12 protein-coding genes are annotated in these 12,589 nt (G+C 34.7%); 4 read left to right on the top strand and 8 right to left on the bottom strand.

Annotated features, from left to right (window positions below; translation table 11 throughout):
- The first annotated feature begins 6 nt into the window (after positions 1 to 6).
- Together ACZOVS_RS01230 and ACZOVS_RS01225 are read left to right on the top strand one after the other, a co-directional pair.
- On the top strand, positions 7 to 963 hold the full coding sequence (locus ACZOVS_RS01230; protein WP_483995420.1) for a Wzz/FepE/Etk N-terminal domain-containing protein: 957 nt from the start codon (positions 7 to 9) through the stop codon (positions 961 to 963).
- Positions 964 to 972: 9 nt separating this feature from the next.
- Complete coding sequence (locus ACZOVS_RS01225) at positions 973 to 2,409, top strand: O-antigen ligase family protein (RefSeq protein ID WP_483995419.1); 1,437 nt, start codon at positions 973 to 975, stop codon at positions 2,407 to 2,409.
- On the opposite strand, the gene ACZOVS_RS01220 is transcribed toward ACZOVS_RS01225, so the two are convergent.
- The 8 genes from ACZOVS_RS01220 to ACZOVS_RS01185 all read right to left on the bottom strand — a co-directional run bounded on the left by ACZOVS_RS01220 (position 2,399) and on the right by ACZOVS_RS01185 (position 9,867).
- Positions 2,399 to 3,718, bottom strand: coding sequence for an FKBP-type peptidyl-prolyl cis-trans isomerase (locus ACZOVS_RS01220; RefSeq protein WP_483995418.1), 1,320 nt, complete (start codon positions 3,716 to 3,718; stop codon positions 2,399 to 2,401). The genes ACZOVS_RS01225 and ACZOVS_RS01220 overlap by 11 nt on opposite strands.
- 199 nt (positions 3,719 to 3,917) lie before the next feature.
- Positions 3,918 to 4,961: an FKBP-type peptidyl-prolyl cis-trans isomerase gene (locus ACZOVS_RS01215; protein WP_483995417.1), complete on the bottom strand. Its 1,044-nt coding sequence runs from the start codon at positions 4,959 to 4,961 to the stop codon at positions 3,918 to 3,920.
- 2 nt (positions 4,962 to 4,963) lie between these two features.
- Positions 4,964 to 5,824: an FKBP-type peptidyl-prolyl cis-trans isomerase gene (locus tag ACZOVS_RS01210; protein ID WP_483995416.1), complete on the bottom strand. Its 861-nt coding sequence runs from the start codon at positions 5,822 to 5,824 to the stop codon at positions 4,964 to 4,966.
- Positions 5,825 to 5,838: 14 nt separating this feature from the next.
- Positions 5,839 to 7,122 (bottom strand): FKBP-type peptidyl-prolyl cis-trans isomerase, encoded by a 1,284-nt coding sequence (locus ACZOVS_RS01205; RefSeq protein ID WP_483995415.1) that lies wholly within the window; start codon positions 7,120 to 7,122, stop codon positions 5,839 to 5,841.
- A 4-nt stretch (positions 7,123 to 7,126) separates the two neighbouring features.
- On the bottom strand, positions 7,127 to 7,678 hold the full coding sequence (locus ACZOVS_RS01200; protein ID WP_483995414.1) for an FKBP-type peptidyl-prolyl cis-trans isomerase: 552 nt from the start codon (positions 7,676 to 7,678) through the stop codon (positions 7,127 to 7,129).
- Positions 7,668 to 8,123 carry an FKBP-type peptidyl-prolyl cis-trans isomerase gene (locus ACZOVS_RS01195; protein WP_483995413.1) on the bottom strand — a complete coding sequence of 152 codons (456 nt, stop codon included), beginning with the start codon at positions 8,121 to 8,123 and terminating at the stop codon, positions 7,668 to 7,670. Before ACZOVS_RS01195 ends, ACZOVS_RS01200 begins: the two co-directional genes overlap by 11 nt.
- A 35-nt stretch (positions 8,124 to 8,158) precedes the next feature.
- A complete protein-coding gene (locus tag ACZOVS_RS01190; RefSeq protein ID WP_483995412.1) occupies positions 8,159 to 9,181 on the bottom strand; it encodes a DHH family phosphoesterase in 1,023 nt (340 codons plus the stop codon).
- A 221-nt stretch (positions 9,182 to 9,402) separates the two neighbouring features.
- A complete protein-coding gene (locus tag ACZOVS_RS01185; RefSeq protein WP_483995411.1) occupies positions 9,403 to 9,867 on the bottom strand; it encodes a helix-turn-helix domain-containing protein in 465 nt (154 codons plus the stop codon).
- 751 nt (positions 9,868 to 10,618) lie between these two features.
- On the opposite strand from ACZOVS_RS01185, the gene ACZOVS_RS01180 reads away from it, so the two are divergent.
- Positions 10,619 to 11,362: an META domain-containing protein gene (locus tag ACZOVS_RS01180; RefSeq protein ID WP_483995410.1), complete on the top strand. Its 744-nt coding sequence runs from the start codon at positions 10,619 to 10,621 to the stop codon at positions 11,360 to 11,362.
- 160 nt (positions 11,363 to 11,522) lie between these two features.
- Entirely contained in the window at positions 11,523 to 12,179 is a 657-nt protein-coding gene (locus ACZOVS_RS01175; RefSeq protein ID WP_483995409.1) for an AlbA family DNA-binding domain-containing protein, read from the top strand.
- Positions 12,180 to 12,589: the final 410 nt, after the last annotated feature.

Here is a 12,589-nt window from a genome sequence, read left to right as displayed (position 1 = left end):
TAAGTAATGGACAAATATTTTGACAACACACCGCTGGTTAAAGTAATTTACAAATGGAAATGGCACATAGTAATAATAACTGTCATTGCTGCAATCTTGGGAGCTGTATTCTCAGGGCCGAGATTTATAACACCACTATATAAATCGGAGGCTATATTATACCCCAGCAATGTGTCGGCATATTCTGATGAAACTTTCTCAGAACAAATGCTCCAGATTTTGCAATCAAACGAAATCATGGACTCTTTAGTTGAGAATTTCAATCTTCTCGAACATTACGGAATATCAAAAGAATATAAATACTGGAAAACAGTACTGATAGACGAATACAGAAATAAAGTGACAATAACGAAGACACCTTACGATGCCGTTAGCATCAAAGTAATGGATAAAGATCCTCAATATGCCTGCGACATGGTCAACGATATTATCCGTCTTTACGACCAAAAAGTCGGTACTATGCACAGAATAAAAAGATTGGAAGTTGTCAACATGTATAAACGACAGTTGCTGGAAAAAGACAGATACCTTGACTCATTAAGGAACAGACTTACAGAGATTGCGACAGAATACGGTATTGTCAGTGTTGAAGAACAATCAAGAGAGATAGCAAAGGGTTATTTGAAGACTTCGGACAATAACAGAGTCGTCAACAATGACGGAGTCGAATCATTGAAATCCAACATGGAAAAATATGCTTCTGAAGTGACAACATTGAATGAACTGATAAAAGCAGAAAGTATAACATACAGTACAGCTAAATTGGATTATGAGCAAGAGTTAAGATTCTACAATGCAGATATGACATTTTCCAACATTGTAAGCGAGCCGTATGTTGCAGACAAAAAATCATTTCCAATCAGATGGATTGTTGTAGCAATAAGTGCATTATCGGCATGTGTATTGTCTATGGTAGTAGTATTCATCATAGAAAACAGAAAAGCTTTGTTTAAACAAAAATAATTATTTGCTTTGTCCAAGACCGTCAAAACCGCAATACTTTATCTTATAGCAGCAATTTTTGTTGCCATAGGGTTGTATTTTGTGGTACATAAAAACAATTACATTTTTTTCGCACTGCCTGCAGTTTTAGGAATATTGTTACTTTACATTTTCTCACTTGATAAAGTATTGTTGCTAATTGCTTTTGTAACGCCTTTATCCATTAATATGGAAGATTCGGGACTTGCACTTTCCCTACCTGCCGAACCCATGTTGTTCGGTGTTTTGATAATCTTCCTTGCTAAATTACTTTATGAAGGAAAGTTTGACAATAAAATAGCATCGCATCCAATATCCATTATCATTTATGCAATGTTCACCTGGATGATATTCACTACTATTACGAGTGAAATACCCTTAGTATCGATAAAATACATCATATCAAGATTATGGTTCATTGTACCTGCATATTTTTTGTGTGCAGTCTTTTTCAAAGACATCAAAAACATAAACCGTTTTGTATGGTTTTATATTGCAGGTTTGATTATTGTCATAATTTATACCACAATACATCACTTTTTAAATGATTTCAGCGGTCAATCGGCACACTGGGTGATGAAGCCATTTTACAATGATCACACTGCATACGGAGCAGCATTGGCCATATATATTGTATTCTGCGCAGCATATATCATTTATCCAAAAATTAATAGAGCAAAAAGAACTACTGCATTTGTCGCATTCGTATTACTGTCTGTAGCAATAATATTATCATTTTGCAGGGCATCCTGGCTTAGCATAGTAGCAATGACTGGAGTATTAGTATGTGTTCTTTTAAAGATAAAATTCAGATGGATTTTTATTGCTGCAGTCATTATGATAGGTCTGTTTTTCACCTTTCAACATCAGATATCTATCATACTCGAGCGTAATGACCAAGATGCAAAAGGCAATATCGTTGAACACATACAATCCATATCCAATATATCTACAGATGCTTCTAATTTGGAACGTATCAACAGATGGAATTCAGCAATACGCTTGTTTCAGGAGAGACCTGTTTTCGGTTGGGGACCCGGAACATATCAATTTGTATATGCACCGTATCAGTTATCCAAAAACAGAACCATTATAAGTACTAATGCCGGTGATGGAGGTAATGCTCACAGCGAGTACATAGGCGCCCTTGCCGAGATGGGTATTATTGGCTCCTTATTGGTTGTCGCTTTAGTCATAGTAGGTGTATATAAAGGTCTTACCACATACAAAAGAGCAAAAAACAAAGAGTCGAAAATACTTGTACTTGCCGCCACTTTGGCAATCATCGGATACTTCACTCACGGTGTCTTGAACAATTTCCTCGATACAGACAAACTTTCAATACCTATATGGAGTTGTTTTGCCATCATTACGGCAATAGATTTGTTCCATGCAGATAAAAAAGACGTATCCGAAATTACCGAGTAACAGCAACAAGTTCTATATCAAAAATAACAGTAGAATTTCCGGGAAGTTTTTCATCTATAGCTATATCACCGAATCCTATTTGCGAAGGAACTATTACCCTGGCCTTTCCTCCAACTTTCATCATTGTCACTGCCTCTTCTATTCCGGGTACCATTTCATTATAACCTAATACAAACTTCATTGGTTTCCCCGAGTCATAACTCGATTCAATAATTTTATCCTCAATATTATACATTATATAATGTATTGACACTATATCACCTTTAAAAACAGACTCGCCATCACCCTTCTTTTGTTCCAAGAAATATAAACCGCTTTCAGTAGGTTCAACGGCAATATTATGCGATTTGACATAATCAGCTATTCTGCCAGGTTCCTCTGCGAGACGTTTCATATTGTCGGCATTTTCCTTTTCCAACATCATGTCGAGTTTATTCTCATATTCCTGTATTGTCATAATATCATCAATTTTAATGACAAGATAAAATGAAGTATAAGGAAGAATAGCATTCCTTACTCCCACACTGTCAAAAGCTAAAGAAGAAGGAATGACAAAAGTACCCTCACCTTTTTCCTTCAACATGCCAACAGCCTCGTTAAAACCCTTACCTAAAGCCATATCGTCGTATGCCATGGAAAAAGGCTCACCTTCAAGATAATCAATAATTGTATCACCATCCAAAGTAGAAAGCATAAAATTGACATTTATGACATCTTCAGAAGTCACTGCACGGCCATTACCCTGTTTTATGTCAATAACAATAAGGCCATTATCAGTAACAGTATAGTCCGGATTTGAATAATAAGACGCCAAAAGGACATCATCTCTTTCTTTCATTATCGCCACTTCTTTTCTATACTCTTCCTCAACTTCTTTTTTTGTCAATACCTTATTCAACTTCATATCGACATACATTACAGTTTCGGGAGAAATATACTCAGGCAAAAGTTCTCCGAGCGCTTTTTCGAACAAAGAGTCTATTCTGAAAGCAACAGTTGCGGAATCACCTTCTCTCATATTTAAAAGACCTGACATCATATCGCCTACAAAAGAAGGTTCCATTATCTCGACAGAAACACTTTCACCATAATCTACAAAAGAGTCAAACAACAGAGAATCACCAATTCTTTGAGTAATATCGACCAAAACGAAATCGCCCGTTTCCGGCTTTATGCCATTGCCTTTAGAATGGAATCGCATATATGCTCCATTATCCATTTTATCAAAGCCCGGATATTCATTCCTATTACATGACAACATCGCTGTCATACTGCATAACAGCAAAAAAACAAACCTTATTTTCTTCATTTCATTCATTAAATTATAAAAACACTCCGGAAAATGTCTTCTTGAAACAAAAACCATAATCATTGTATCAACAATGTATTTGCTGTTGTCCGATAATAATTATCTGTAAAGACAAAAGAAACGACAGCATCTATCTTAATGAAATCTGCTTCAGTCAAAAAAGAGATCAATACAGCCGATCAGACAACAGCAAAGAACATTATTTTGTTTTTCTATCAATATCAATCATTTCTATCTCATAGATAAGATTTGCAAAAGGAGGAAGCCCATCAAACGACACTTGACCGAAAGCGAGATGAGAAGGTACGAGGAATCTCATCACCGAGCCTTCTCTCATTCTCAAGAGGGCCTCATCAATACCACGAGGTATATCAGTTCCCAAGTCACCTACAGTCCATACAACAGGAATATTATTAGTTCTCGTTGATTTATAGACAGTTCCATCAAGTTGAGTAGCTGTATAATGAACAGTCACCACATCACCGGTACGAGCCGGTTCACCATAACCATCAAGAATAGGAATGACGATCAAACCTGACGCCAGAGGCTGTTGAGTTATATTGTTGTCATGAACATAAACCATAAACTCATTCCGAGACTCTTCCGACAATGATTTCATTCTGTCATAGACACGTTTATTGAAATCAACACGATTTTCTTTAGACAAAATGCCAATATCGAAACGTATGACATCACCATCTCTCAACGGCTGTGGAGGGGTTTGTTTCATCATCAAGGAAAACGTCTGGGCAGCAGGAACCACAAAAGAAGCAGAATCGCCGACGCGCATCATCTTAAGCCCTTCATAAAAATCACCATCAAATTTAGATTCCTCAATCGGAATCTTGAAATTATTTGGATATGATGATGTAGTAAACAACAAACGTTTGTTGAGATAATAATTCATCTCAACTTCGACAGCATCATTTTCTGTCAACAACTCACCTTCATTCCCCTGACGATGAAACTTATACAACAAGCCTGTCGAAGTCTTTTCAAAATCGGAATAATCTTCATCGTTAGTGGGATTATATACTTGAGCCTCCTTCATCAATTCCCCTAAATCAAGAACCTTGGGCTCTTCAGTCTCACCATTTTGATTTTCCGTTACACTCAAAGTGTCAACATTTTTATTCTCCTCAGAAACATTATTCTGTTTCCGGTTATTATTCTTACTGTCAGAACTATCAGTACAAGACAATAAAAACAAAAATGAAGCAACAATGATTAATAACTTACGCATAATTATTCAAAATCGACTAATTCAACATCAAATTCCAAAGTTGAGAAAGCAGGGATAGGGCCACTACCGGTAGGACCGTATGCCAAATAAAACGGTATATACAAAGTACCTTTTTCACCTTTGGACATCAGTTGAATACCTTTATCCCACCCCGGTATTACACGACCTTCACCGAGAACGAACTCAATGGGCTCTCCGACCTCATAGGAAGACTCCAATTGTTTTCCATCGGTAAGTCTCAAGACATAATGAACTTTTACCGTATCTCCGGGTTTTGGACTATTGCCATCACCCATTGATGAAGAGACGTAATAGAAACCGGCAGGCTGAGGTTCTGTATCTATACCTTTATTTTTCAAATACGTCTTAAGGTCGTTGTCTGCTTGTGCAGTTTCCTCCGGATATGATTCTTTTATCATATTGATTCTATTGTTGGTAAACACTTCTATACTATAGAAATCCAACACTTTAACATCGAATCTCATCACATCGTCTGTCTTAAATTGAGGAGGCATCTGAGGCAAATTGAAAAAAGTATGGAATGTTGAATCTATGCGAACTATAAAAGATGCAGAATCACCTTTGTGCATCATTGCAAGACCTTCGAAAATATCACCTGCAAAAAGCGGCTCAATACAAGGCAAAATATCCACTGTATTAGGAATTATCACGGTTGTATCATTGACAGTACAAGCAAACTGCAATTCAATCAAATCTCTTTGTTGAGGTGTAGCTCCTTCATTCTGCACATAAAATTTATAGAACAATCCATTGTCATTCTTTGTATAACCATCATAACCTTTTTCACTACAGGAGGCAAATAAAAACGTAATGCCAAGTAATAATAAACTTAATCTTTTCATTTTCTATAATTTAATTATTTAACATCTATTAATTCTATTTCATATATCAAATTGGAGTAAGGTTTTATCACGCCGAGAGAATAATCTCTATAAGCAAGTTCTTCCGACATTACAAAACTTGCCTTCTCTCCCTCTGACATAAGCGACACTGCCAAATTCCATCCCGGCAACACATCGCCTTTACCCAAAACAAATTCAAAAGGCTGATTTCTGTCATAGCTTGAGTCAAAAACTGTGCCATCAATAAGTTTTCCAATATAATGGACCTTAACATTAGAACCATTTACCGGACGAGATCCATTCCCATTTATCAGTCTCGTATAAGTCAAACCATTGAAAACCAAATTGTCTTTAAGATTATTATCAATGACATAACTGTCGAATTGCTGTTTTGCCATCAATTTAGCCTTTTCTTTATTCTCCTTTTCTTCTTTTTTAACCATTTCCTCGCTTTCGATATTCACGAGTTCCACATCAATGCGAAGGGGAGTAAAAGCCGGCACCAAATCATTACCTTCTTCACCAAGAGCCTGATTATAAGGGATAATAAGCGTAGCCTTACCCCCCTTACGCATATTCATGAGGCCCTCTTCCATCCCGGGAAATATCTGATCTGCTCCTATAACTATTCCCACCAAAGTATCGAGTGCAGTATCGAATATCTGGTCATTCAAAAACATAGCAACATAATGAATCTGAGCCTTTTCTCCTTTTTTCACCTTATTTCCTCTACCTCTTTTTGTTTCAATATAATATACACCTGAAGCCGAAGGTTGAACCATAATACCATTATTCTCTACATAACTTTTAACGAGAGCATCAGCAGCAGCTATCTTTGCCTGACGTATATTTTCCAATTCGAGAGCAAACTCCTGTTTATTCATGAAGTCGTTAAGTTTAAGATTAATTGATATTCTCTCCTTTGGAGATATGTTTTGCGGCAAAGATTCCTTGCCAAATAACTTCAAAATAGTATCGACAGGAAACAGGAAAGACGCAGAATCACCCTTATGCATCAACCCAAGCCCTTCGTGAAGACCTCCGTTATTATCTTCTTTCAAGATGATCCTAAGATCTTTAGTCTGACTATCAGAATGGTAAATTACAGAATCATCTACAGAATAACTCAATGAGACCATCAAGACATCTCCGACATTAGGTTTTTCCGCATCATTATTACTCATATAAAAACGATACGAAAGCCCTGACTTTGAAGTCTTGTAACCGTCATTCACTCCAGAACAACCTATAACAAACAAGACAAAACAAATCAAAAAACACAAATCAAATCTACGCATAGCTTTATTTAGATAATTTTTCAACAACTTTAAGATTATAAATAAGTGTAGCTTTAGGAGGTATTTTATGTCCGTCGCCCAACAAGCCAAAGGCAAGGTGTGAAGGTATGATGACTTCTGCAACATCATTGACATGCAGCAGGAGCATAACCTCTTCGAGACCGCTTTCAACACCGCCTTTCCCCACCTGAAAGACTTTTGGACCATCTTCTTTCGAACTATATACCACATCACCTGTCAACAAACGTACCCTATATTCTAAAGTAACGATATCACCTTTATTAATAGAGACAGTATCACCATGTCTAAGAACGCAATAGCGTAGTCCCGTACCTGTTCTTATCATATCAAGCCCTCTGCGCTCCACATAATCCTCAATATATTCAGACTCCTGACGCACAATATATTTGTTTACTTTTTCAAGACTTGACTTACGGTCAGATGTATTGCCGGAAACAGTCCGAGACGTTGTATCATCATTACATGATGCCCATGACAGCAATATGAAACAAGACAGCAACAAGTCAACTATATATATATAAACTCTATTTATCATTAGTTCCTTGACAATCAATCAATTCAACATCAAAAACGAGATTAGAATAAGAGGGCACAGGACCAACACGTCTGTCCCCATAAGCCAAATAGTATGGTACGACTATACGAGCCCTAGCACCTTTATCCATCATAAGCACAGCTTCTTCAAGACCTTTAATAACTTGATTTTTAGACAATTGAAACACCATTGGTGTTCCTCTGTCATAAGAAGAGTCGAACACTTCACCATTAAGAAACATACCTGTATAATGGATAGCGACTTTAGCATCTTTCAAAGGAGTGACACCATTCCCGTCACGCTGTTTGATAAACAGCAAACCGGAAGCGGTAGGCTTTACATCTATCTCATTTTCAACAATATATGATGCCAACTCCAATTCAGCATCCATTCTGTGAGTTGCTGCTGTTTCGAAAGAACAAGAAAACAGCGACAGTAACAACATCGATAAGAATGGATATATATATTTAATCTTTAAAATCATTTATTTAACATAGTTTTATATTCCGGTAAAATCGAAACAAGTTTTTCAACAGCTTGCTCTAAAGAACAGTCCAAAGTACCGCCGGCAGCATTAGTATGTCCTCCGCCGGAAAAATATTTCTTTGCCAACTCATGTACAGAAAAATCTCCTTTCGAACGAAACGACAAACGTATAACTCCTTGACGTTCAGTCAATAATACTGACATCTTAACATCACTTATCGACAAAGGATAATTCACTATACCTTCAGTATCACCAACCTTATAATCAAAGGAATCGAGTTCATCTTTGCTGAGAGTTATAAAAGCAGTATTGTATTCATCTTTGACAATCATCTTGTTACTGATAGAATAACCCAACAGACGAAGTCTGTTTTCAGAAGAATTATCATATACCATACGATGTATCAAAGGATAATTCAGAGTAGAAGACATCAACTTACCACATACTTCAAAAGTATATGGATGATATATTGAATGAGCAAAAGAACCGGTGTCGGTCATTATACCTACGAGCAAACATGTTGCTATATCATCATCCATGTAGTAATCGAAGCCATGATAATCAATAAGTTCAGCAACAAGTTCAGAAGTACTCGAAGTATATTCTTCAGATAAACAAGCCAAAAAAGCATCTTTATCAGGACTCAAATGATGGTCAATCAATATTTTAGGAGTATTCTTACAATGACATAAATCGTTGTGCATCAAGCCAGTCCGTGATGCCATATTAAAATCCAAGAAAAAAAACAAATCAGCATTATTAAATAGTTCTACTGCCTTTTCAGAGTCCTTATCAAAAATAATAACATCCTCAATCCCTGGAATCCACGACAAAAACGAAGGAAAATCATTAGGAAGGACAACATTAACATTGACGCCCAACTTCCTGAGAAAGAACGATAATGCCAACGTCGAACCGACTGCATCGCCATCGGGGTTCACATGTGAAACAACGACTACATCATTATAGTTTGTCATTATTTCTCTAAACGATTTGAAAAACAATTGTTTAGACATTTATTTGTTTTATTATTTTAAATAACAAAATTACGTATTATTTTTAACTAAAACAAATAAAAAATTTTTTTTTACCCCAACAGTTTGGATATTTCGAAAAACAAAACCGATAATATATATAATATGTTGAACATCAATAATATATAACATATCACCAAAAGAAGAAATAAGAATACATCTTCATCTATGAGATAAATATTGAAAAATCATCATAAAAAGTACTAATCATTTTTTCTAAGATTAAAGACCTCAAATGAATTATCATCATATACGAATATCATTTTAACAGGTTCAGAAAGAGGATTTTCAAGTTTAACATATTTATTATCAAGGTTTTTATTTTCATTTTGAGTATCTGTTTTCTGCAAGTCGGCATCGAACAAATCCGGTTGATCATCAGGAACTGATACTGAAATATCAGGAGCATTTGAAGGAGTAGATGGCAGATTATTACCAGGGGAAGGGTCATTCACTGTAATAGGGCGTTTACCCATTATTATCCAATCGAAACTATATTCCGGGAAGACCTCTTTTAGTTTAATGAGAAAGTCCAAACTTGGATTATTTCGACCACTCAACAAATGTGAAACATTAGAAGGCTGTATATGCATCATCTCTGCAAATTGAGTTGCTGTAAGATTTTTAGATCTCAAAATATGAGACAAACGGTCTTTCAATAATTCCATAATTCATTCCTTTTATAAATTCATTCAAGACAAAACAAGGGTATCAATAACTTCAAAATTTTCAATTTTATGTTTTTGAACGTTACAAAAGTAAAAAGAAAAATCTTACAAAAGTAACTTTTTTCGATTTTATTTTTGTAAATTTCATCATCCATAGACAAATCTTCATTATTTTTATTTAAAATGGATTCTAATTTATTTTTTATCAAGACTTTATAAAATTTTTTAACATTAAACAACGAATTGTTAAAACTTTTTAAGTTTTTAAAGTAAAATTTTAAATTTTATAATATATTTTATTGTTTTTATGATATTTATGTTAATTTTTGTTTACAGAATAAATGATTTATATTTGTAAAATGTTTTACAACTGTAATTAAAAATTCATATTTATTTTACAAAATGGTAATTATATGATTGTTATATATTTATATAATTGTTTTTTATTTATGTAAAAAGGGTGTTTTGATATTATCTTTATTGTTTACAATTGTAAATATTGATTATGAGGCATTAAGTTTCTGAATTTACGTGTTACATTCACAAAAAAACAGAGTGTCTTAAATCGCTTAAAACAGGCTTAAAATACCTTAGTTTATCATCTTCCCTATCCCATCATAAATGAATAAAAAATTCTATCTTTTTTCAAAAAATACAAAAATTTCTATTCACCTTAAACAATTATCATGATCCGGCGTTAGAAAGAAAAAACAATATGACTAACATGAATACAAAAATCAAACACATTTTAATGGCAGTTTTGATATGCCTTACATTCTCCTATTGCACCAACGTTAACAAAAATGACAATTTAGTCGTCATGGAAACATACGACCCCAACGACAGCACCATGGTAATATGGGAAGGTATTTATTCTGGCATACTGCCAATAGATGACTGGGACGAATTTGCTGCCATCTGGTTATATAATGATTCAACATACCTTATGATGACAGCAGAACAAGACTCAAAAGGAGACGTAAATGTAACTGAAGGTTTTCTGACATTCAACGACGAAGTGCTACAGATCTCAACAAACGACACTACCTATTATTATTACATAACCACGGAGTCGTTAATACCGTTGACAGCAGAACTTTCATACAACACTCCTATTATCAAGGAAAAATACACAATGCGAAAAAGAGGAGGCATAACCGATACCTATTGGCGTCTTAAAGAATTAAACGGAAACAACATAAGCATGACGGGGTTGAGTGAAGATCCTTACATGATGATAAGTTCCGATTCATTAAACATTTACGGAAGCAGCGGCTGTAATGATTTCAGAGTGAGATGCAGAATTAGAGAAAAAAACAACATCGAATTGGAAAAAGTAGCTATGACGAGAAGAGGCTGTCGTAATCAACAACTTGAAAACAATATCGTCAATGCATTATCAAATACAAACACATACGATATAGTTTCCGACACTCTGATATTTTATAACGGAAACACTCCCGTTGCATTATTTGTCGCAGATTACCTACAATAAACAAAATTTATTATCAATCACTCTTGTGATGCAGTTCAATGAGCTGCATCACATTTTTTTTAAATAAAGTAAGTATATATAAAACAGAGCAATGCAATCATTTTGTACCCTGTGCCACAATAACCGATAATTCATTATATTTGCAATCAAAACTCCAACAGTGGAAAACAAAAGAAAAAAAAACGATCACATACAGAAACTCATTGCAGAGGGAGAACATCAGATGTTGGATTTCAAGTTCGAAATATCTGACAGCAAAAAGATTGCAAGGTCATTGGTAGCCTTTGCAAACACTGACGGAGGTAGATTATTGATTGGCGTAAAGGACAACGGAGTCATTTCCGGGATACGTTCCGAAGAAGAAAAACACATGATTCAGACCGCAGCTGAATTGTATTGTCAGCCTCAAGTAGATTATTATGTCAAAGAGTGGGAAATAAACGGCAAGACTGTATTGGAAGTGATAGTACCAAAAAGCAAAAAATACAAGCACAAAGCACCAGACCATTGCGACAAGTACAAAGTCTATATCAGAGTAAACGACCAGAATCTGTTGGCAGACACCATATTATTAAAAATATGGAAACAGCAGAAAAACAGTAAACCTGTGCAGATGACATTCGATGACAATGAAATGTTAATGTTGAAATATTTCAGTGAAAACAAGACATTCACACTCGAAAATTTCATGAAAGACACAAAACTAAAGAAAAAAGAAGCTGAACAGATTCTTGTCAACTATATTTTAATTGGAATGCTTACAATGACAATAACGGAGAAGGTAACCTATTTCGCACTGCAAGAGGATGAAAAATAATAAAAACATATATCGGAATATCAATAATTATGTTGTTTCATTCAGGAAATAATATGCTGCATAACATTTTACTAAAAAACAAGAAAAAATTTTAGCAACAAGAAAAAACCGTCTCATCAGAAGCCTTCTGAAAAGATATTTTTAATTTTTTGAACAAACATCGTCCAATTTTTACGATTCACTAAACAAGCTATAATATAGCAATAATAACATTTTTGAAAAAATGATAAATATTAATTAAGTCATCACATCAAAGTTTTTCCTTCTTTGATTATCTTTTCAATGATTTCGTATCTTTGCTCTTGTGTAAAATTCATGTTTTGTTTTTTAAAAAATTTAACTACTACAAAAATATTAAACTTTGAATTTTACACACTTTTTGGGACAGTATCGAAAGTATCCAATTTTCC

The organism is Candidatus Limimorpha avicola, assembly GCF_056978975.1.
This window is presented reverse-complemented; position numbering and strand designations above follow the sequence as displayed.

Excerpts from the sequence above, each read along its gene's own strand:
- ACZOVS_RS01200 (WP_483995414.1), bottom strand. The coding sequence starts at position 7,678 with ATGATAAATAGAGTTTATATATATATAGTTGACTTGTTGCTGTCTTGT.
- ACZOVS_RS01220 (WP_483995418.1), bottom strand. The coding sequence starts at position 3,718 with ATGAAGAAAATAAGGTTTGTTTTTTTGCTGTTATGCAGTATGACAGCG.
- ACZOVS_RS01215 (WP_483995417.1), bottom strand. The coding sequence starts at position 4,961 with ATGCGTAAGTTATTAATCATTGTTGCTTCATTTTTGTTTTTATTGTCT.
- ACZOVS_RS01195 (WP_483995413.1), bottom strand. The coding sequence starts at position 8,123 with ATGTTGTTACTGTCGCTGTTTTCTTGTTCTTTCGAAACAGCAGCAACT.
- ACZOVS_RS01185 (WP_483995411.1), bottom strand. The coding sequence starts at position 9,867 with ATGGAATTATTGAAAGACCGTTTGTCTCATATTTTGAGATCTAAAAAT.
- ACZOVS_RS01180 (WP_483995410.1), top strand. The coding sequence starts at position 10,619 with ATGGCAGTTTTGATATGCCTTACATTCTCCTATTGCACCAACGTTAAC.
- ACZOVS_RS01205 (WP_483995415.1), bottom strand. The coding sequence starts at position 7,122 with ATGCGTAGATTTGATTTGTGTTTTTTGATTTGTTTTGTCTTGTTTGTT.
- ACZOVS_RS01210 (WP_483995416.1), bottom strand. The coding sequence starts at position 5,824 with ATGAAAAGATTAAGTTTATTATTACTTGGCATTACGTTTTTATTTGCC.
- ACZOVS_RS01230 (WP_483995420.1), top strand. The coding sequence starts at position 7 with ATGGACAAATATTTTGACAACACACCGCTGGTTAAAGTAATTTACAAA.
- ACZOVS_RS01190 (WP_483995412.1), bottom strand. The coding sequence starts at position 9,181 with ATGTCTAAACAATTGTTTTTCAAATCGTTTAGAGAAATAATGACAAAC.